24 protein-coding genes are annotated in these 20,520 nt (G+C 59.3%); 7 read left to right on the forward strand and 17 right to left on the reverse strand.

The genetic code is table 11. The annotated features are described in order from the left end of the window. Positions 1-6: 6 nt before the first annotated feature. The 4 genes from PVT68_RS10180 to cyaY all read right to left on the reverse strand — a co-directional run bounded on the left by PVT68_RS10180 (position 7) and on the right by cyaY (position 3,158). Positions 7-1,434, reverse strand: a complete 1,428-nt coding sequence (locus tag PVT68_RS10180) for an alpha/beta hydrolase family protein (RefSeq protein WP_280317704.1) — start codon at positions 1,432-1,434, stop codon at positions 7-9. 60 nt (positions 1,435-1,494) lie between these two features. Next, the gene (locus PVT68_RS10185) at positions 1,495-1,704 is read right to left on the reverse strand and encodes a hypothetical protein (protein WP_280317706.1); all 210 of its coding nucleotides are present in this window, start codon (positions 1,702-1,704) and stop codon (positions 1,495-1,497) included. Between the two features lie 16 nt (positions 1,705-1,720). Further along, complete coding sequence (locus PVT68_RS10190) at positions 1,721-2,590, reverse strand: SPFH domain-containing protein (RefSeq protein WP_280317708.1); 870 nt, start codon at positions 2,588-2,590, stop codon at positions 1,721-1,723. 235 nt (positions 2,591-2,825) lie between these two features. Beyond that, the gene (cyaY, locus tag PVT68_RS10195) at positions 2,826-3,158 is read right to left on the reverse strand and encodes an iron donor protein CyaY (RefSeq protein WP_280317710.1); all 333 of its coding nucleotides are present in this window, start codon (positions 3,156-3,158) and stop codon (positions 2,826-2,828) included. A gap of 135 nt (positions 3,159-3,293) precedes the next feature. Between cyaY and lptM the strand changes: the two genes are divergently transcribed. From lptM to PVT68_RS10215, 4 genes are all read left to right on the forward strand, one after another. Further along, a complete protein-coding gene (gene lptM, locus PVT68_RS10200) occupies positions 3,294-3,530 on the forward strand; it encodes an LPS translocon maturation chaperone LptM (RefSeq protein ID WP_280317712.1) in 237 nt (78 codons plus the stop codon). Beyond that, positions 3,527-4,780 (forward strand): diaminopimelate decarboxylase, encoded by a 1,254-nt coding sequence (gene lysA / locus PVT68_RS10205; RefSeq protein WP_280317714.1) that lies wholly within the window; start codon positions 3,527-3,529, stop codon positions 4,778-4,780. Before lptM ends, lysA begins: the two co-directional genes overlap by 4 nt. Before the next feature lie 128 nt (positions 4,781-4,908). Further along, the gene (gene dapF, locus PVT68_RS10210) at positions 4,909-5,739 is read left to right on the forward strand and encodes a diaminopimelate epimerase (RefSeq protein ID WP_280317715.1); all 831 of its coding nucleotides are present in this window, start codon (positions 4,909-4,911) and stop codon (positions 5,737-5,739) included. A gap of 43 nt (positions 5,740-5,782) precedes the next feature. After that, entirely contained in the window at positions 5,783-6,544 is a 762-nt protein-coding gene (locus PVT68_RS10215) for a DUF484 family protein (RefSeq protein ID WP_280317717.1), read from the forward strand. Between the two features lie 183 nt (positions 6,545-6,727). Here PVT68_RS10215 and PVT68_RS10220 read toward each other — a convergent pair whose 3' ends face one another. The 5 genes from PVT68_RS10220 to PVT68_RS10240 all read right to left on the reverse strand — a co-directional run bounded on the left by PVT68_RS10220 (position 6,728) and on the right by PVT68_RS10240 (position 10,290). Continuing rightward, complete coding sequence (locus PVT68_RS10220; RefSeq protein WP_280317718.1) at positions 6,728-6,940, reverse strand: hypothetical protein; 213 nt, start codon at positions 6,938-6,940, stop codon at positions 6,728-6,730. Positions 6,941-7,351: 411 nt separating this feature from the next. Next, the gene (locus PVT68_RS10225) at positions 7,352-7,690 is read right to left on the reverse strand and encodes a P-II family nitrogen regulator (RefSeq protein ID WP_043319767.1); all 339 of its coding nucleotides are present in this window, start codon (positions 7,688-7,690) and stop codon (positions 7,352-7,354) included. Positions 7,691-7,811: 121 nt separating this feature from the next. Next, the gene (locus PVT68_RS10230) at positions 7,812-9,071 is read right to left on the reverse strand and encodes an ammonium transporter (protein ID WP_280317721.1); all 1,260 of its coding nucleotides are present in this window, start codon (positions 9,069-9,071) and stop codon (positions 7,812-7,814) included. Between the two features lie 89 nt (positions 9,072-9,160). Beyond that, positions 9,161-9,499: a P-II family nitrogen regulator gene (locus PVT68_RS10235; RefSeq protein ID WP_280317723.1), complete on the reverse strand. Its 339-nt coding sequence runs from the start codon at positions 9,497-9,499 to the stop codon at positions 9,161-9,163. A gap of 56 nt (positions 9,500-9,555) precedes the next feature. Further along, entirely contained in the window at positions 9,556-10,290 is a 735-nt protein-coding gene (locus PVT68_RS10240) for a TorF family putative porin (protein ID WP_280317725.1), read from the reverse strand. Between the two features lie 277 nt (positions 10,291-10,567). Between PVT68_RS10240 and PVT68_RS10245 the strand changes: the two genes are divergently transcribed. Further along, positions 10,568-10,954 carry an accessory factor UbiK family protein gene (locus PVT68_RS10245; RefSeq protein WP_280317727.1) on the forward strand — a complete coding sequence of 129 codons (387 nt, stop codon included), beginning with the start codon at positions 10,568-10,570 and terminating at the stop codon, positions 10,952-10,954. 71 nt (positions 10,955-11,025) lie between these two features. After that, entirely contained in the window at positions 11,026-12,516 is a 1,491-nt protein-coding gene (locus PVT68_RS10250; protein ID WP_280317729.1) for a YifB family Mg chelatase-like AAA ATPase, read from the forward strand. Between the two features lie 75 nt (positions 12,517-12,591). Here the strand turns inward: PVT68_RS10250 and PVT68_RS10255 are convergent, their stop codons facing one another. The 7 genes from PVT68_RS10255 to PVT68_RS10285 all read right to left on the reverse strand — a co-directional run bounded on the left by PVT68_RS10255 (position 12,592) and on the right by PVT68_RS10285 (position 17,639). Continuing rightward, positions 12,592-13,137: a GNAT family N-acetyltransferase gene (locus PVT68_RS10255; RefSeq protein WP_280317731.1), complete on the reverse strand. Its 546-nt coding sequence runs from the start codon at positions 13,135-13,137 to the stop codon at positions 12,592-12,594. Between the two features lie 12 nt (positions 13,138-13,149). Beyond that, entirely contained in the window at positions 13,150-14,022 is an 873-nt protein-coding gene (gene bla / locus PVT68_RS10260; protein WP_280317733.1) for a subclass B3 metallo-beta-lactamase, read from the reverse strand. A gap of 1 nt (position 14,023) precedes the next feature. Next, the gene (locus PVT68_RS10265) at positions 14,024-14,527 is read right to left on the reverse strand and encodes a GNAT family N-acetyltransferase (RefSeq protein WP_280317734.1); all 504 of its coding nucleotides are present in this window, start codon (positions 14,525-14,527) and stop codon (positions 14,024-14,026) included. Between the two features lie 4 nt (positions 14,528-14,531). Next, positions 14,532-14,987, reverse strand: coding sequence for a YaiI/YqxD family protein (locus tag PVT68_RS10270; protein ID WP_280317736.1), 456 nt, complete (start codon positions 14,985-14,987; stop codon positions 14,532-14,534). Further along, positions 14,987-15,208 (reverse strand): DUF3565 domain-containing protein, encoded by a 222-nt coding sequence (locus PVT68_RS10275; protein WP_280317738.1) that lies wholly within the window; start codon positions 15,206-15,208, stop codon positions 14,987-14,989. The genes PVT68_RS10270 and PVT68_RS10275 overlap by 1 nt, the downstream gene beginning before the upstream one ends. Positions 15,209-15,266: 58 nt before the next feature. Beyond that, a complete protein-coding gene (locus PVT68_RS10280) occupies positions 15,267-16,688 on the reverse strand; it encodes a hypothetical protein (protein WP_280317740.1) in 1,422 nt (473 codons plus the stop codon). 78 nt (positions 16,689-16,766) lie between these two features. Continuing rightward, entirely contained in the window at positions 16,767-17,639 is an 873-nt protein-coding gene (locus PVT68_RS10285) for a helix-turn-helix domain-containing protein (RefSeq protein ID WP_280317742.1), read from the reverse strand. Between the two features lie 196 nt (positions 17,640-17,835). Here PVT68_RS10285 and rep point away from each other — a divergent pair, with 196 nt between their 5' ends. After that, the gene (gene rep / locus PVT68_RS10290; protein WP_280317744.1) at positions 17,836-19,869 is read left to right on the forward strand and encodes a DNA helicase Rep; all 2,034 of its coding nucleotides are present in this window, start codon (positions 17,836-17,838) and stop codon (positions 19,867-19,869) included. Between the two features lie 92 nt (positions 19,870-19,961). Here the strand turns inward: rep and PVT68_RS10295 are convergent, their stop codons facing one another. Further along, positions 19,962-20,381, reverse strand: coding sequence for a c-type cytochrome (locus PVT68_RS10295; RefSeq protein ID WP_280317746.1), 420 nt, complete (start codon positions 20,379-20,381; stop codon positions 19,962-19,964). Between the last annotated feature and the right edge of the window lie 139 nt (positions 20,382-20,520).

The following is a 20,520-nucleotide window of genomic DNA, read 5'->3' on the forward strand; positions in this document are numbered from 1 at the left end:
TCGCTGTCAGCTCTCCGACGGGGAAAAGCGCTTATCCAGCCAACTGCTCATCAGATTGAGGGCCCTGGGAGAAATAGTTTCCTGTATCAGACCGTATTCAGAGACGGCTCCGGTTTCCGCGCTCTGCAACAGGTGATTCAGGCCTTTGAGCTCGACAACTTCGAAATCCCGATGCTGGCTTTGTTGCAGCGCCGTGCGGATTCCGGCGAGGTTCTGCGGCGCAGAAACCTGGATATCCAGACTACCGTTGAAGGCCAGCACCGGTATCTTCAGCGCACGGATATACGGCTGGGGATCAAATTGCAGAAAATACCGGAACCAGGGCGATGCATAGGTCTCAGCCAATGCAGCAACCTGCCCATCAATATCACCCGCATTGACGACTCCGGTTGCGCGAGAAATTTCCCGCAGCATATCGAGGGTTTCTGCCGTCAGGCTTTCGCCAGCCGGCAATTGGTTAATCTGCTCAAACACGGACCGGTCGAGCCCGCGTATCTTTTCAAGGCTCTGCTGCTGCACGCCAAGAGAGCGGAAAATATTCGCCCGCTGTTCGATATACAAATCGACGATATCAACCCCGGGGGCGGCCATCATGATCACAAACGCGAGATCCTTGCGCTGACTCGCCACCATCGGCGCGATCATTCCGCCTTCACTGTGACCGATCAGGCCGATCGCCCGCGAAGGTATATCTTTGCGGCCCTGCAGGTAGTCCACCGCGGCACTGATATCCCCAGCAAAATCCTCTGAGGTCGCGGTAGCGAAAGTACCCGTAGACTTGCCAACCCCGCGGTCGTCCAGCCTGAGCACCGCAAAGCCTGCTCTACTCAGGTGATCGGCTATTACCGCAAATGGCTTGTGCCCGGCGATGGTCTCATCCCGGTCCTGAGGGCCGGACCCGGTAATCAGGATGGCCGCAGCCTTGATGTGGCCCGCGGGACGCGTCAGGGTCCCGGCCAAGCGGATACCTGCGGCAGGATGACTCAACTGCACTTCTTCCACCACGTAGGGAAAAGGTGCCACCGGTGTCTGTGGCCTTACGGGCCCCGACGATTCCACAGCGCGGGAAAATTCCAGCTCGAAGGGTTGCCCCTGAGTAAAAGCACCGCGAATTTTGCCACTCTGCGGATCGAAGGTGCCGCGGTAACTCGCGTTCAGACTGGCAATCTCGAAGGCCAGGTTTTTACCATCTACCTGTACGCGGGACATGGGAATGGCAAATGCCCCCTGGGCGGGAGAATCCAGCGAGCCCTGCCAAAGGCTTTCTTTGTCCTGCAGATGAATCACCAGTGGCAACTTGACTGCGGGGTTGACCACCAGAGTGCCGCTCCAGTCGCCAGCGATTTCGGCGGCATGGGCAACAAGGGAACACAGGCTGAGAAGCATCCCCCCAAAAAGTAACTTTAAATTCGCAATCCAGTTTTGCTTCTTCATCCTCAATCCTTAGGTCAGGTTCGCTTTTCTTTACACTGACATAACCACACCCAGCGCAGGTTATTCGAGCTCTTCAGAGTCCTTGCCCGTTTCTTCAACTTCCGTTATCACTTTCTGCACCAGCTTTACGCGCCCGGACAGCACCAGCGCATCCCGCAGCACATATTCAATCTGTGCGTTCAGGCTGCGCAGGTCGTCGTCGGCCCAGCGCTGCATGGCGGCCAGTACCTGTTCGTTGATCCGCAGTGGGAATGCTTTCTTTTTTGCCATAACAAACTTTGCGCGATCAGTAGAGACTGCCGCTGTTGATCACCGGCTGCACCTGCTGTTCGCCACAGATGACGACCATCAGGTTATTCACCATATTGGCTTTGCGCTCTTCGTCCAGCTCGAGATCGTGGGATTCCGCCAGGGTGGAAATCGCATCGGTGACCATTTCCACCGCGCCGCGCACAATCAGTTTGCGCGCCGCCAGTACCGCACCTGCCTGCTGTTTGCGCAGCATCGCCTGGGCAATTTCCGGGGCATAGGCGAGATGACTGATACGCGCCTCGATCACCTGGATGCCGGCGCGGCCCAGACGCTCCTGCACCTGATCGCGGATTTTTTCCGCCACCTCGATGGGATCACCGCGCAGGGACAGGATTTCCTCACCGTGATTATCGTAAGGATATTCATTTGCCACATTGCGCAGCGCTGCCTCCGTCTGGATGGTGACAAAGCTTTCGTAGTCGTCCACTTCGAAATAGGCCTCGGCGGAATCGACCACTTTCCACACCACTACGGTGGCGATTTCGATGGGGTTACCGTTGGCGTCGTTGACCTTGAGCTTGCCGCTCTCGAAGTTGCGAATACGCAGGGAGATGGGTGTGCGCTTGAAGATCAGCGGGTTGGCCCAGCGCAGACCGGTCGTGTGCTCGGTACCTACATATTTGCCGAACAGCTGCAGGATCTTGCCCTGGTTGGGCGCCACCATGAACAGGCCGTGCCAGCAGAATACGACGATCACCGTCACCAGCCCCCACCCCCCCGCCATGGCAAAGTCCGTCGCCACCAGGTTGCGCACCAGCATAACCGCGCTGAGTAGCTGCAGCGCCAACAGAACCGCCAGCATTGCGTAACCATTGACGGTAAATGCACGTTTTTCCTTGATCATTAAACCTATCCCTTTGATGTCATTTTGATATCAAAATAGCACCAGACAGACAAGGGCACAACCGGCGCGGGGACCGTATCGCGATCCGTAGAGAAAAAAGGTGCCAGTCGCTGGCAGGGGGAAGCGTGGAAACCGCGTTGGTAGCCCGGCTGCAGGCGCACAGTTCAGACCACAGCGCTATTCGCCTGCAAGCAGGCGGCAAGGTGGGTTAGGCAAGGTGGGTGGGCGCTGTGAGTTACAGGCCGAGAGTGACGGGACTTCCCTGCTGCTCGGTCAATACCCGGTCCAGCAGTGTCGGCAGGTCTTCACCGCTGCCACTGCACTTCCAGCCGGGATTTTCGAAACTGAGGTGATAGCCCCCGGAGCGTGCTGCCACCCACAGTTCCTGCACCGCACTCTGGCGCGACAGGATCACCTGAGTGCCGTTGTCTTCTAGGGTGATGGTGAGCACCGCATCCGCTCGCTCGTAATCCATATCCACATCGCAATTGTCGAGCGCATCCTCGATCGCCATCAGGGTTTCTTCGATGGCGGCGTTGTAGGTGGCTTGGGAGGCAGCCTGGGTCATATTCCGGTTACTTCTGTTACTGGACCGCTGGCGACGATTTCCAGGCATGTCCACGGTGTTGTTGATGATCGCGGGTCGCTATACTAGCAGGCTTTTCCAGTATTCTCGTCCCGCAACGTGCGGCAGGAAATTCCGATGCGTACACCCATCGCCGCCCTGGCACTGCTAATCGCCCTTATCGGGCAGCTCAGTGGCTGTGGCCAGAAAGGTCCCCTTTACCTGCCCCAGGATCCGGCGCAACCGGGTTCTGCGCCAGCGGCACCCGGTACCGGCAGCAGTGTGCCGGCCGGCGCCGAGGGTGAGCAGGAAAAACCAACCACTCCCGAAAACCAACCGCAGCAAAATACGGAAGCAGAAGCAGTATCCAAATGAGTGAATTCCACTACCAGCAGGGAAGCCTGTGGGCCGAAAACGTCAGCCTTGAGCAGATCGCCGAACAGTTTGGCACGCCCACCTATGTATACAGCCGCGCGCACTTCGAGCGCCAGTACCAGAGCTACGCCGAAGCCCTCGGCGAGCACCCGGGCCTGATCTGCTATGCGGTCAAGGCCAACAGCAATCTGGGCATACTGTCCGTACTGGCACAGCTCGGCGCGGGTTTCGATATCGTCTCCGAGGGCGAACTGGAACGAGTACTGATGGCCGGCGGTGATCCCGCCAAAGTGGTGTTCTCCGGTGTGGGCAAAACCGCCCATGAAATGCGCCGCGCGCTGCAAGTGGGCGTGCACTGTTTCAACGTCGAGTCGGAAGCGGAGCTTGAGCGCCTGGACGCGGTTGCCGGGGAGCTCGGGGTAGTGGCACCGGTTTCCCTGCGGGTAAACCCGGACGTGGACGCCAAAACCCACCCCTACATTTCCACCGGTCTCAAGGAAAACAAATTCGGTATTGCCATTGATCAGGCGCGGGCGGTGTATCGCAAGGTCGCGGCATCGGCCAACCTCAACGCGGTGGGTGTCGACTGCCATATCGGTTCTCAGCTCACCGACATTTCGCCATTCCTGGATGCACTGGATCGCCTGCTGGCGCTGGTCGACGAACTGGCCGAAGACGGCACCCAGTTGAAGCACCTGGATCTCGGTGGCGGCCTCGGTGTGCGCTACCGGGGGGAAGAACCCCCGCAAGTGAGCGACTACCTCGGCGCAGTGAAGCAAAAGCTCGCAGGGCGCAACCTCGCCCTGGTCATGGAGCCGGGCCGCTCCATTTCTGCCAATGGCGGCGCGCTGCTGACCCGGGTGGAATTCCTCAAGCGCACCGAGGAGCATAACTTCGCCATCGTCGATGCGGCGATGAACGACAACCTGCGCCCCGCCCTGTACCAGGCCTGGCAGGATATCGTCGCGGTGACCCCCGGCAGCGGTGAAACGGAAACCTGGGATATCGTCGGCCCCGTGTGCGAGACCGGCGACTTCCTTGGCAAGCATCGCCCGCTGGCACTGGAGCAGGGTCAGCTGCTGGCGATGCTGTCCGCAGGTGCCTACGGTTTCACCATGAGCTCCAACTACAACTCCCGCACTCGCGCTGCGGAAGTACTCGTGGATGGCGACAAGACCTATCTGGTACGCGCCCGCGAGGCCCTGGCGGATCTGGTGCGCGGTGAGTCCACGGTACCGGCGAAAAACTAATCCCTGACAGTGGGTGCTTTTTATTCGTCCATCCAGTAGCTTTGGATTTTAGTAGCCAGGGTTTAGCAATTTAGGATTCCGGAGTTCACCGGAATCCAGACCCATCGCGGGAACGGAAGAGAAACAGCATGCGGCTTAAATTCACCAAAATGCACGGTCTGGGCAATGACTTTGTGATGGTCGACGCCATTACCCAACGGGTCAAACTGTCCACTGAAAAGATCCGCGCCATCGGCGACCGCCACACCGGTATCGGCTGTGATCAGTTGCTGGTGGTGGAAGCGCCGCGCAATCCGGACGTGGATTTCCGCTACCGCATCTACAACGCCGATGGCAGTGAAGTGGAAAACTGCGGTAATGGTGCACGCTGCTTCGCGCGTTTTGTGCACGAGCGCCGCCTGACCAGCAAGGACAAGATCCTGGTGGAAACCGCCGGCGGTATTCTCGAGCTCAACGTGCAGGAGCGGGATCAGGTCAGCGTCGATATGGGCGCCCCTATTCTCGAGCCGCAACAGGTTCCCTTCGACGCAGATATCCAGGCCGAGACCTATCCGCTGGAAGTCGACGGCGAGGTATACACGGTGGGCGCCGTGTCCATGGGCAATCCCCATGCAGTACTGCTGGTGGAGGACGTGGACAGCGCCCCGGTGACAACCCTCGGTGCCGCCATTGAGCATCATCCGCGCTTTCCGCAGAAGGTGAATGTGGGCTTCCTGCAGGTCCTGGATCGCGGCAGTGCCCGCCTGCGGGTATTCGAGCGGGGTGTGGGCGAGACCCGCGCCTGTGGCACTGGCGCCTGCGCCGCCATGGTGTCGGCACGCCTGCGCGGGCTGGTGGATGAGGAAGTGAACATCACCCTGCCCGGTGGCTCCCTGACAATCCGCTGGCCGGGCCCCGGTGAGCCGGTTACCATGACCGGACCCGCCACCGCGGTATATCACGGACAGATAGTTATCTGACACAGATACTCAGGAACCAGAGACCGACTCAGCGATAAATTCAATGACCGACCACAGCGACGCCCCCCTGATCGACAGTGCCGTCGAGGCCAGCCTGGAAAAACAGCACGCCACCGACAGCGAAAACCAGCGCAACAAGAAGCTGCTGGCGCGCCAGGTGGCCCGCTACCTGATCCAGAATCCCGCCTTCTTTGCGGAAAACATGGAGCTGCTGGAATCCATCCAGCTGCCAAAGGAAAGCGGCAAGACGGTGTCGCTGATGACCCATCAGACCAACCTGCTGCGGGAGCGCAATATCGAAATGCGCCAGCGGCTGGATCAGCTGCTGCAAAACGCCCGTGACAACGACCAGCTGTTCCTGCACAGCCGCCGCCTGATACTGACACTGCTGGAAGCGCACACCGTGGCAGAAGCCGGCGATGCATTACTGAGAAGCTTCAAGGAAGATTTCAATGTCGAGATCACCGCGCTGACCCTGTTTGGCCCATTGCCCGGCTCCGGCAGGCGTCTCGGCCAGGTGCGCTGCTGTTCGCGCACCAGTGCAGAAACTGCCATCGGCTCCATTCTGCGCAATGGACGCACTGTTTGTGGCACCCTGCGCCCGGCGGAAACCGCCTTTCTGTTTGGTGAGGACGCGAGTCGTGTCGCCTCGGCTGCGGTGGTCCCACTGGCGGGCCAACTGGGTATTCTCGCGGTGGGCTCCAGTGACCCCAATCACTACCGCTCGAGCCTTGGCACCATGTTCCTGTCGTATATCGGTGAGATTCTCGAGCGCTTGCTACCGGACCTGTTGGCGCGCAGTTAACCTCAGAGGCTCTCTGCCGCTCGCTTTGATCTGACTTGAATGGAAGTTTGACAACCGGGCCTGGAGGGAAGAACTGGACCCCGGCATACGCCGGGGTGACGCGGTCAATCTGCGGGCAGCGCCCTCCAATTTTTCGCCATCCCGGCATGCGCCGGCATCCAGTATTTTTTCCCTTCCGCTCTCTCAGATAGGCCGACTGCCGTATTTCGGCTGTGGCTTGCGCGGCGGGTCCGCGGTGACATCCGGAGCTATCTCGTTGATAGCGCCACCACCGGCGAGGAAAGCGTCGACTTCCTCATTCAATTGACTGCGCGCCCGTTGACGGGAGGAAATGGAACGCTCTTCGCCGAACTCCTCATTGTCTTTCGAGCGAGCGCTGGTCTGATCGTCTTTCATGTCGATATACCCTGTAACTTGATACCCCTGTTACAGAGGGATTACCCCTGCTACCACAGCGCCTTCCCGGCAAATTCCGTTTAGTCCCGTAAAACTTTCTTTGCGCACTTGCGACAAGGTCACAATTTCTGCAAATACAATCCGCCGGGCAGAAGATTTCCTGCGGCGAAATATTTATAGGCGGTGTCTGATCGGCCTGCCAGAAAAGGTTCCCGGATTCGGTAGAGTTTTTTTGTGGGGTTTATGCCGGATTTATTGCTGTTGGTTATGCAGATTTTTCCGCCACGTTTTTGAAGTGTGTCTCGGCGTTAATTACATCTGGATGCCAAAGGAGCACTGGTCGCCCTTTGGGGCGTTTTACAGGCACAAAAAAGCCCCGCAAGCGGGGCTTCGAAATGTCGGATTCTTTGATCAGACTGCTTCGCTGCCGGTTTCACCGGTGCGGATACGAATAACTTCTTCGAGTGCAGTGATAAAGATTTTACCGTCACCAATCTTGCCGGTCTGTGCCGCTTTGGTGATGGCTTCCACAGCGCTGTCGACCATGCTGTCGTCCACCGCCAGTTCCAGTTTTACCTTGGGCAGAAAGTCCACCACGTATTCTGCACCGCGGTACAGCTCGGTGTGTCCTTTCTGGCGGCCGAAACCTTTTACTTCGGTCACGGTCATGCCCTGTACACCGACTTCGGACAGCGCAGTGCGCACGTCGTCCAGTTTGAATGGCTTTACCACAGCCGTAATCAATTTCATTGGCTTATCCCCTGATTGTGTTTCTTGCGGGCACCGGCCCGAGTAGAACCGGTGCCGGAAGATTCTTGCGGCCTCCGGGCGGGGGGCAGGCCCCCACACCCGGCGGCAATATTATGAGCGCTTATTTGCTCATAAATTCCGGATAAGCTTCCATTCCGCATTCAACCAAGTCAACACCTTGCTGCTCTTCTTCTTCGGTAACACGGATACCGGTGATGAGCTTGAGGGCGAACCAGACTGCGAAGGAGGCGGCGAATACCCATACGAAGATGGTGGCAGCGCCGATGAGCTGACCGCTGAAGGAAGAGCCGTCGTTGGTAACCGGTACCAGCAGCAGACCCAGCAGACCCACAACACCGTGTACGGAGATGGCACCGACGGGATCGTCGATCTTCAGTTTGTCCAGGCCGATGATGGAGAAGACCACCAGGATACCGCCCAGGGCACCGAACAGGGTCGCCTGCAGCGCAGTCGGGGTGGACGGCTCAGCAGTAATGGCAACCAGACCGGCCAGCGCGCCGTTCAGCAGCATGGTCAGGTCGGCCTTGCCGAACAGGATGCGGCCAGTGACCAGAGCTGCAACAGCACCGCCCGCTGCAGCGGTATTGGTGTTCAGGAAGACCATGGCGACGGAGTGCGCATTAGCCGCGTCACCCAGTTTCAGCACGGAACCGCCGTTGAAACCGAACCAGCCCATCCACAGGATGAAGGTACCCAGGGTAGCCAGCGGCAGGTTGGCACCGGGGATGGCGTAGATTTCGCCGTTCGGGCCGTATTTGCCTTTACGTGCGCCCAGCAGCAGTACGCCAGCCAGAGCAGCGGCAGCACCTGCCATGTGCACGATGCCGGAACCGGCAAAGTCGGAAAAGCCCAGATCGCCCAGGTTGTACATGCCGAATACTTCAGCGCCACCCCAGGTCCAGGAACCTTCCAGCGGGTAGATCAGGCCGGTCATGACCACGGCGAATACCAGGAAGCTCCACAGCTTCATACGTTCGGCAACCGCACCGGAAACGATGGACATGGCAGTTGCCACGAAGACCACCTGGAAGAAGAAGTCGGAAGCGCCTGAGTAAACGGAGTCACCGTCGAAACCGTTTTCCGCCGAGCTCGCCAGTACACTGTCGAGATCGAAGGCTTCAATGCCGCTCAGCAGCCAGCCGCCGTCGTACATGATGGCGTAACCAGTGACCAGATACATGATGCTCGCAATCGCGAACAGCGCTACGTTCTTGGTAAGAATTTCAGTCGTGTTTTTGGAACGCACCAGGCCTGCTTCCAGCATGGCAAAGCCCGCTGCCATCCACATAACCAGTGCACCACACACGAGGAAATAAAATGTATCAATTGCGTACTGCAACTGAAAAATTTGATTTTCCATTTTTCGCTCCGTTTAACCCAAACTTTCCCGAGTTGCCCCGGTCGTTATTTCAGTTGATCAAAAAATCGTTCTGGCAATCTGTGCTGTTGTTAGATCGCTTCCGTACCGGTTTCCCCGGTGCGGATACGGATTGCCTGTTCGAGGTTTGCAACAAAGATCTTACCGTCGCCGATCTTGCCACTCTGCGCTGCAGTGCCGATGGCTTCCAGCACAGCGTCGAGCTGACTGTCATCAATGGCGATCTGCAACATGGTTTTGGGCAGAAAATCCACCACATACTCCGCTCCACGATAGAGCTCGGTATGCCCCTTCTGCCGCCCAAAACCTTTGACTTCACTCACGGTAATGCCACTGACACCGGCTTCAGCCAGCGCGTCGCGCACTGCGTCGAGCTTGAAAGGTTTGATGATTGCGGTTACCAGTTTCATGGTCTCCCCCTAAGATAAGAGCCCACTCCGTGAGCAGGCTCGTTTCACTATTGCTGTTACCAGCTGTAGGTTGCGCCAGCCAGTACGGTCGGCTCACACCAGTCCAGACCCCAGCACTCTCCTTTGCTCGCATCAGTGCCGACCACAGAAGCGCTCAGTGCCAGGCCACCGAACTCCTTGCCGACAGACACGGAGTAGTCGATGTAGGAGTCGGAACCGTTCAGGAATCCAACTTCTTCATCAAACATGTTCAGGCCGGCGCTCAAATCCAGAGCGATATCACTCGGCAGCGCGAAAGAGTAGCCGGCGCTCAGGTACATGAACGAACCGGTTTTTGCCCAGTAGTCATCGGAGTAGGCAAAGCCCACAGACGCATCACCGAAGCTCAGGCTGCCGTATACTTCCTGGTAATCTTCATCCCAGTCACTGCCGTGGTAGGCGTAGTAGATGTAGCCTACGTCGTAGCCCATACCGCCAGCGGTTTCACCGGCGTAGCCGGCGTAGAAGTCCTGTTCGAACTTGGTTTCATCCATTCCCCAGGCGAAGTCCACCTGAGATGCCCAAGTGCCCAGGTAAACGCCGTTGCCCAGATCCAGATCCACGCCACCCTGCACTGCGGGGCCGCCGTCAGTCTGGGAAACACCGCGGAAACGGTAATCGCTGACAACACCAACGTTCGCGCTGAAGCTGACACCGCCATCTTGCGCCATTGCAGTGTTGCTGCTGATGGCCATGGCCAGCACGCTTCCAGAAATAACCGCGGCAACTGTCTTATACAGATTGATTCCCACTTTTGGTTCTCCTTGATCTCTGTGTGAAATGCTCATTTTGTTTTTTGTTGTCTGCGGTAATGACTTCACCGGGGAATAACGGTACACACCACACTCGCCCCGGCACTTCACACTGAAGACCTATCCCCTGCCTTCATTACCAGGGCGATTCGCTTACAGGTACTTGCAGAGTTAGTGCCAACTTTTGAAACAGTTCCGGAAATCAACGGGTTAAGGGCTTTTGCCAGCGATTTACGGAAATATTTGACTGGCCGCCCACAAAACCTGCGCAAAAACAGTGCGCACCAAAATGGCACCTGCACCGATATTGCGCAGCTCAGGGAAAGGTTCGCGGACACGCGAACCAAGAAAGAGCAAAAAAGCCTGGTCTTGGTGGGATATGCCGGCTGCGGTACTATTTGCCGCTACGGAAACCGGATTTATTAGTGGAGAATTGCGCTTGGCTGCGGAAAAATTGCAACAGTTATTGGATGAACTGCAACAACAGGGTGCGGTGATTAGTGGCGATTTGCGCGACGCCTTGGAGGTTGCCTTGGGAAAACTGCCACTGGTCAGTCAACGGGAATTTGATGTCCAGACGGCAAAACTGGCCCGCGCCGAGGAAAAACTCGCGCAGCTCGAACGTCAGATAAAGGAACTGGAAGATCAGGTCAGCGGCGATTAAATCCTGCAGTCCAAATCCAATCCATCATACCTGCCGAAAATTTCACGGAAGACAGTTTTTCAAGGAAGAAAATGAGTCTCTCGATTACCTACGCCCGCGCACAGCTGGGCATCGATGCACCGCTGGTTACGGTGGAAACCCACCTCGCCAACGGACTACCCGCATTCAATATTGTCGGCTTGCCGGAAGCCGCCGTGCGGGAAAGCCGTGACCGAGTGCGCAGCGCCATCGTCAACAGTCATTTTGAATTCCCCCAACGCCGGATCACGGTCAACCTGGCGCCGGCGGATCTGCCCAAGGCCGGAGGTCGCTACGACCTCGCCATCGCCCTGGGTATTCTGGCCGCCTCCGGGCAGGTGCCGGGGGAAGCGCTGGAACACTACGAATTTATCGGCGAACTGGCGTTATCCGGCAGCCTGCGCCCGATACCCGGCGCCCTGCCCGCGGCCATGGCGTGTCGCAACAGTAGCCGTATTCTGGTTACCGCCCGTGAATCCGCCAGCGAAGCCGCGTTGATCAATACACCGGTCAAAGTGGCCTCGTCACTATTGCAGGTATGCGCGCAGCTGCACGGGCGCGAAGCGCTGCCGGACGCGCAGCAGGATACCGAACAGGCGCCCGTGGTGTGCGCGGATCTCGCCGATGTACGCGGGCAACTGAAAGCCAGACGGGCGCTGGAAGTCGCCGCGGCGGGCGGCCACAACCTGCTGTTCTATGGCCCACCCGGCACGGGCAAGACCATGCTCGCCAGCCGCCTGCCGGGCATCCTGCCGCCGCTTACCGAGGGCGAACTGATCGAAGTGGCCGCGCTCTATTCCAGTGCGGGCCTCAGCCGTATCCGCCAGCGCCCATTTCGCGCACCGCACCACTCCGCCTCGCCCACCGCGCTGGTAGGCGGCGGCAGCGATCCGCGCCCGGGAGAAATCAGTCTCGCGCACCGCGGCGTGCTGTTTCTCGACGAGATGCCGGAGTTCCCGCGCTCCGCACTGGAGATTTTGCGCGAGCCACTGGAAAACGGCGAGGTGCGCATCTCCCGTGCCCGCGCCCAGGTGACCTTCCCCGCCGACTTCCAGCTGGTCGCGGCGATGAACCCCTGCCCCTGCGGTTATCTCGGCGAACCCCGCTGCCGCTGTACCCCAGACCGTATCGATCGCTACCGCAACAAACTTTCCGGCCCACTGCTGGACCGTATCGATATGCAGGTGGAGGTGGCGAGCATGAGCGCCAGCCAGCTGCAGCAGGCGGCGCCCGGTGAAGACTCCGATCGCGTGCGGCAAAGAGTGCAGATTGCACGACAGTGCCAGCTGAACCGGCAGGGGAAGATCAACGCAGATCTGAAAGGCAGTGAACTGGATGAACACTGTCGGCTGGGGAATGCTGAGGGCGCACTACTGCGCGCGTCGGTAGAAAAGCTCGGCCTGTCCGCACGCAGTTATCACCGGGTATTGAAAGTGGCCCGCACACTCGCCGACCTGGGCGGCCAGCAGAGCATCGGCACCGGCCACATCGCCGAGGCCCTTGCGTATCGCAATCTCGATCGCAAAAGTATCCAGCCGGCCTAGGACTGCGCACACTGTAGGAGCCTGCCTGCTGGCGAACATTCTGTGAGGCGACCGGTTCGCCTGCAAGGCAGGCTCCTACAAGACAATACGTTCGAGGCGATAGAGCACGTGCTGCTGCATCCGGTGGCCCGGCGGTAGCGAGGGGTGTAGAAAGAAGCCATCTTCCTGCATCCCCAATTTTTCCATCACCCCGCGCGAGCGAAAATTGTCCGGCACGGTAAAAGAGACGATCTGCGCAAGTCCCAGTTGTCCAAACGCAATCGCAACACTGGCTTGCGCCGCTTCCGTAGCGTAACCCTGCCCCCAGAATTCCCTGGCCAATCGCCAGCCAATCTCCACCGCCGGTGCAAACGGCATATCGTCGGTGACATTCTTGATGCCGACGAAGCCAATAAACCGGCCGTCCAAGCGTCGCTCTACGGCCCAGAATCCCCAGCCGAAGTTTTCGATATGGGTAATCTGGCGATCGATACCGGCATCGCTTTCCGCGCGACTCAGGAGCGCGGGAAAATATTCCATCACCTGCGGGTCGGCATTCATCGCCGCAAAGGGTCTGCGATCTTCGTCACGCCACTGGCGCAATTGCAGGCGTGCAGTGCGCGGTTCAATCAACTGGGTCATCGCACCATCCGACTATTTTTGCCGCTGCTGATTGAGCTGCTGGTCCAGTTGGATCTGCGCTTTTGCCGCGTAATCGGCGCAGTCCATTGCCGAGAGCTGCCGGGCGCTGGCAGCGTACTGCCAGCCGCTGGCACCCGGGTGGGGTGTCAGCAAAACATCACAGGGGAGGTCCCGTACCCTGGCGAAAGTCGCGCGGAAATCGTGCAGGAGTTTCGGGTAGCGCGGATTTTCCAGTAACTGGTAGCCCGGCGCGGTCAGACTGTCCACATAGGCCATATCGACCGTTTTACCGTCGCGGGTATCCTGCCAGGTCCAGGCCATGCTCCCCGGGGTGTGTCCGGGAATGAAATGGACCTGCAACTGCAATTCTCCAAGTGCAAGGATTTCACCATCCATCAGGTAGCGGTCAACGATGACTGGCGGAAACAGCAGACCATCGCCGAAGTGGATATCTCCAGCACCGCCATTCGCGAGTAAGTGGGCGGATTCCGCATTACTCGCGAGACGCGCACCGGTTGCGCGCCTTATCTCAGCCAGCGGTCCGGCGTGATCCGCGTGCGCATGGCTGTGCAAAATCCACGTCAGGTCTTCCGGGCTCACCCCTAGCCTGCGCATATTTGCCAGCAGGTGGTCCGCCAGCTGGGGCATGCCACCGTCAATCAGCACCGCGCCAGATTTGGTCTTTATCAGTAGTGCGGTGAGATCCTGGGTACCTATTTGCCAGGTGCGATCGCTGATCTGCAGGGGCTCTACGGGCGTGCGCCAGGAGGCGGGCACCTCATAGGCTTTCAGTTGCGGTACTGGCTCCACTGACGCTGCCACCGCAGTTACTTTCAGCAGCAGCGCCAAACTCAACCAACCGCGCACACCAAAACTTCCTCGCATTTCAGACTTCCATTTCCAGCATTTCTTTCGCGGCCGCCGCCATGTAGTAGCACAGCTCCAGCCCATCAAAAGGTTCCGGGTATTCCATTTGTTGAAACCCCAGTTTTTCGTAGAGTACCTGTGCGGCCAGATTTTCTTTCAGCACAAACAGCGAGCACTGATCGAGCTTGAGATCACAGCAGCCTCTCAGCGCCAGTTGTTTGATCAGCCCTTTTCCTATGCCGCGACCTCGCGCAGCCGGAGCGACAATCAGCCGGCTCAGGTGACAGCGGTCGAGGCGCGCGTAATATTGGCCGAATGCAAGTAATTCGCCACCGGAATCCTGCACGACAAAGCTTGGCAGCTCGCGCCAGCTGCAGTCTTCGGCAAAGCTCCTGGCATCAAACGGGTAGCGAAAAAACGGGCCACCCCATTGTTGGCACTGCGATTCTGTTTTCACCCAGGTCATCAAGACAGGCAGATGTTTTTGCTCACAGGGCAGTAACTGCAGCTTTGTATTTTCCATCGGATTAATTGCGTTTTGCCTGCACCAGCCAGCGATCCAGCTGATCCGCAAACGCCTTTCTTTCCTGCTGCCCCAACGGCGGCGGCCCACCGGTGTGCACGCCACTGGAGCGCAGTGTTTCCATAAAGTCGCGCATGTTCAGGCGCGCGCGAATATTCGCCTTGGAGTATTTCTCACCGCGGGGATTGAGCGCGGTAGCACCCTTGTCGATCACTTCCGACGCGAGCGGAATATCGGCGGTGATAATCAGGTCGCCCGCGCTGCAGCGCTGCACGATTTCGTTGTCGGCGACGTCGAAGCCAGAAGTTACCTGCAACGCGCGGATAAATTTTGACGGCGGTACACGCACATACTGATTGGCTACCAGGGTCATCTCAATTTCCGTGCGCTCCGCGGCGCGGAACAGAATTTCCTTGATGACCGTGGGACAGGCATCGGCGTCGACCCAGATTTTCGGCATTAATGGTGATCTCGGGGTTGATGGTCGATCGGTGCATCCTCGTCGCATTTTTTGCAGTCGAGCTTGTAACCCAGCATCTGTGCGCGACCTTTGGCGGTGGTCACCCAATCGCGGTTCTGCCACGGCGGATCGTGGCGCACGTGCTGGTTGTGGCCACAGCCCAGCTGCGCCACCCAGTGGTCGTCTTCATCGCGGTGATAGCCGGTGATGGGCTGGAGCATAAAAAAGGCACCTCGGTTGAGGTGCCTTTATAGACAATTAATCCGGTCAGGTAAAAAGTTAATCCGGCACTTCGCCGCTGGCGGCCATTTCCGTTTTATCGCGCCCCTGCGCCTTTTTGTTCCACTGAGGCAGGCTGCCATTGATACACACCAGCAGGAATACCGCAGCGCCCAGTGCGGTCCACACATCGAACATCGCCAGCATGTAGCCGGTGACCAGGGCACAGACCATTTCCAGCGGCTTTTTCACCAGCGGCACCGCCACCAGAATACAGGCAAAGGCCGTCAGCGCCAGGGTCAGCATCAGCGCGATACTCATCAGCGGTTTGATCAGGCTGATCCAGGGCCAGCACAGGTAAATAAACGGCAGCCCGAACACGTAGTAGGAACCGATCCCACTGCGCAAGTTGGCCACCTTGTCGCGGCCGCTGCCCCACGCCTGTACGATCACCGCATGTACCCCGGTCCACAGCACACCCTGAAACGGGAACAGTGGCGCAATCACCGCGGACACGCCATTGCGCGCCGCCACCGCCACCTGGGTGCGCTCGAAGTCGAGATCGATGGGGTTGTCGCTACGCATCGGCTGGGCGCTGCGGATCATTTCCGAGCCGGTAATGAAGTCGCCGAATACGATCACGTAGGCCACAAACGCCAGTGGCAACACGTCGAGATACATCGCCGCCGGTGGCCAGCCGATCGACAGCGGGGATACCTTGGCAAACATTTCCGGGACCGGTGGCAGCAGCCAGCCCCACTGAATGGTGAACTGCACCTCCCCCACCGCCAGCCCGACAAAGGCCGCCGCGAGAAATCCCGGCAGCAGACCGAGGCTGCAGATAGCGTCCACCAGCGGACTCTTCGCCCGCAGCCGCTGAATCGGACCGGAAAAGGTAAACAGCAGTGCCACCAGCAAGGCGGCAGTGGCGCTGATCGGATGGCTTTCGAACAGGGCGACGTCCTTCACGAACACCCGGTCCAGGGCCGAGATGGCGGCGCCGAAGATAATCCCCGCCTTGAGTGCCGCCGGCAGCGACGCCATCACCCGTCGCGACAGCCCGGTGAGGCTGAAGAATAGCAGGATGCCCGCCAGGCAGATCGACAGCGCGGTCATTGCCTGGAAGCGCTCAGGCCCTTCCGGGTAACTGCTGACAATGAATGTCAGCGCCAGCGGGAACGCCGGGGTCAGCATGCCCGGAGCGAAGGGTTCGCCGAACAGCAGGAACGAGGTACACAGCACCGTATTCGCCAGCATGATCAGCGCCACCGCTTCTTCGAAGCTGAGACCGAAGTAGCCGATCAGCACCGGCGCCATGATCATGCTGGTGCCGCTGGCGACCACCAGGCCCTGGATCAACTGGGAAGGCACCACTTTCAGGTGCAGAAAGGGTACACAGAGGGTGAAGGGTCCCCAGCGCCAGCCACCGGCCCCGTTACGGGCACCGGTAACACCCGGGCTTTTTTCAGGCGTCGTATTCATCGCTAAGCTCTCGTTATTGTTTTCTGTCACTTCGAGCCTAGGCGCGGCCACCGCGGGCCGCCATTATTCGACAGGTAATTACAGCCCGGAAACCAGTGGTCGGTACAGCAGAGGGTGATCTCTGGAGACGGCTGCCAGCTCTTCGTCGGTCACGACGCGGCGGCCGTCGTCGCGGTAGATGCGCCCGATCAGCAAGCGTGGCTGCACCAGCTGCGAGGTGGAAGAGAGGGTGTCGTTGTAGACAGTGATATTGACCAGCCCCTCATCGGTCTTGAGCGCCAGCGGATAGTCACTGGTATGGATCAATCGCCGCGCCAGCTGCTGCCAGCCCTCGGGCAAGGCCCCCGCCGCCTCCAGGCGCTCCAGTACGGCCCAGCCCATGGGGTCGTCTCCCTGCAGGGTTTCCATAGCCAGGTACAGGGCCAGGCCACAGGACAGCGCGGTACCGTTATACAGTTGCGGGCGCAGGCCCTGAGGGTGCATTACCAGCTCGTATATGTTCGGATCCAGCAACAGCGACGAATCCACCCGCGGCAGGAAAAATGCCAGCCAGGCGCGATTGACTGAAATTACCCGCCCGAAATTGTCGAGGGCAAACACCGGTTCCGGCTCGCCCCGCACCAGCGAATTCTGCATCGACTTGTTCATCCACGCGGCCAGTTCCGGGGAGTCAAACACCGACTGGTCGGCGGAGAACCCCGCGGCGGTCAGCAGATAGCCCCGGTCCCGGGCACTGAGACCAAAACAGTCCGCCAGCGCCCCGGCGATCAGCCGCGACGGCTGTGAGCGGCCGGTCTCGAGGAAACTGATATGGCGGGTGGACACGCCGAGATCTTCCGAAAGCTGCTCCTGGGACATCCCCAGGGTCTTGCGCCAGAAGTGCATCAGGCGTCCGAAGGCGCTCTCGCTGCGGGACTGCTCCACCAGGGTAAGCGGGGTTGTGGTTTTCATGGTGCGGCCTTTTTGTTGTTATGCCTGTCGTTATATCTGGCGCTGCAGTGCAGCGCTCGTCTCATCGTCTCACTGGTCAATATAAATCCAACCGGGAGACGCAGCCAACCCGTAACTCGGCTGGTAGAATGCCCGTCTTCGTGTCGGCCCTACTAGCCAAACCCGTACCTGTTACCCACAGATCAGCTGTACCCCTATGACCAAACTTAATCCGCGCCAGGCGGAAGCAGTCAAATACATCGACGGCCCCTGCCTGGTTCTGGCCGGTGCCGGCTCGGGTAAAACCAGCGTAATTACGCGAAAAATCGCCTATCTGATCGAAGAGTGCGGCTATCAGGCACGAAATATTGCGGCCCTGACCTTTACCAACAAGGCCGCGCGGGAGATGAAAGAGCGGGTGGGCAAGTTGATCACCGGACCCGACGGCAAGAAATCCAAGGCGTCCCACGGCCTTACCGTGTCCACCTTCCACAACCTGGGCCTGAATATCCTGCGTAAGGAATACCGCGCCGCCGGCTTCAAGCCCGGTTTTTCCATCTTCGACTCGGAAGACGCCCGCGGCCTGATCAAGGAGCTGATGCTGCGCGACGGCGATCTGGATACCGACCTGCTGGACCGGGTACAGAACCAGATCTCCAACTGGAAGAACGACATGCTGCCCCCGCGCAAGGCACTGGAAATGGCCCAGAGTCCCGGGGAACAGGCCATGGCGGTGGCTTACGGGCGCTATTGCGACGCCCTCAAGGCCTACAATTCCGTGGACTTCGACGACCTGATCATGATTCCGGTACAGCTGTTCGACTCGGATCCCGAGCTGCTGCACCGCTGGAGAAAAAAAATCCGCTATCTGCTGGTGGATGAGTATCAGGACACTAACAGCTCCCAGTATCTACTGGTGAAGTTGCTGGTGGGCGGCCGCGGCGGTCTTACCGTGGTGGGGGATGACGACCAGTCCATCTACGCCTGGCGCGGCGCGCGCCCGGAAAACATGAGCCAGCTGCGCCAGGACTACCCCAACCTGCGCCTGATCAAACTGGAACAGAACTACCGCTCCACCAGCCGTATCCTCAAGGTCGCCAACCACCTGATCGCCCACAACCCGCACGAATTCGACAAGGCACTGTGGTCGGACAAGGGCCTCGGCGACGAAATCCGCGTGCTCAAGGTGGCGAACGAGAATGAGGAAGCCGAGCGCGTCGCCAACGAGATTTTCCTGCAGAAGGCGCGCCGCGGCTGCAAATTCATGGATTTTGCCGTGCTCTACCGGGGCAACCACCAGGCCCGGCTGATCGAGATGAAGCTGCAGGAAAACCAGATTCCCTACCAGATGTCTGGCGGTACCAGCTTCTTCGCGCGCGCGGAGATCAAGGACGTGATGGCCTACCTGCGGCTGCTGGTGAACCCGGACGACGATAACGCCTTCCTGCGCATCATCAATACCCCGCGCCGCCAGATCGGCACCAGCAGCCTGGAGGCGCTCGGCAACTACGCCAAGGGCCGCGAGATTTCCATGCTGCGCGCCTGCAGCGAGATCGGTTTCAAGGAGCACATCACCGAGCAGGGCTACGAGCGTCTCAACCGCTTCGCCCACTGGCTCGAGGGCGTCGCCCGCAACTGCGTGGACAACAGCCCGGAATCCGCCCTGCGCGAGATGCTCGACGACATCGACTACCCCGGCTGGCTGTCCCAGAACGCCAGCAGCGAGAAGGTCGCCGAGAAGCGCATGGAAAACGTCTACTGGCTCCTGGATAGCCTGATGAAAACCATGGAGGGCACCGACGACGAGCTCGAGCAGGACGTGCGCCTGGAACAGGCCATCTCCAAACTCATCCTGCGCGACATGCTCGACCGCCAGGAGGAAGAGGAGGCCACCGACAAGGTCAGCCTGATGACCCTGCACGCGTCCAAGGGTCTGGAGTACCCCCACGTGTTCATGATCGGCATGGAAGAAAACCTGCTGCCGCACCGCAACAGCATCGAAGACGACAACATCCAGGAGGAGCGCCGCCTCACCTATGTGGGCATTACCCGCGCGCAGAGAACCCTGACCATGACCCTGGCGGGCAAGCGCAAGATGTTCGGTGAAAATCAGGACACCACCCCCAGCCGTTTTCTCGACGAATTGCCGCAGGAAGACTGTGTGTTTGAAGGGTTCGGCAAGGCGACGCCGGAGCAGAATCAGGCCAAGGGCGCGGAAACCCTGGGTTCGCTACTGAGTATGTTTGACTGACGGCACAGGCTGGTGCCGGACCTGATCCGGTCACCAGACACAAAAAAGGCCGCTCCACGAGCGGCCTTTTTGCGAACAAAGTAAGCGGTTGCTTACTTGCTGTTCTCCACCATATGGTCAACGGCGGCTTTCACTTCGTCGTCGGAGCAGGTCATACACAGACCTTTGGCCGGCATCGCGTTGAAACCGTTCAATGCGTGGGTGTAGAGCGTGTCCATACCCTTGGCAACGCGAGGACCCCAGGCGCCGGCATCGCCGAACTTGGGTGCACCGGCAGCACCGGTACCGTGACAGGCCGCGCAGCTGCCGGAGTAGACGTCGGCACCGCTGCGCGCACCACCAGAAGAGGCTGCGGCCGCAGGCGCTGCTGCGGCACACTCGTCACCTTTCATGCAGGTCTTGCCCGCCGGTGCGATGCGCTCGGCGATCTGCTCGTCTACAGACTGGGCTACCGCTACCGCAGCACCCGCCACTACGGCCAGGGCCGCTACAAAATTCAGTACAACTTTCATCAAATCCCCCTGAAGGCCCTTGGCGGCCTGTAGATTTTGGCGACATCGCCACAAACCTCTACGAAACAGCCGCGCATTATAAGCATAGTGCCGGCGCCTGCGAAGGCCCGCACACACCCGATCACATTCCCGTCGGGGG

Origin of the sequence: Microbulbifer bruguierae (assembly GCF_029869925.1) — a bacterium.
GTDB classification, from domain to species: Bacteria; Pseudomonadota; Gammaproteobacteria; order Pseudomonadales; family Cellvibrionaceae; genus Microbulbifer; species Microbulbifer bruguierae.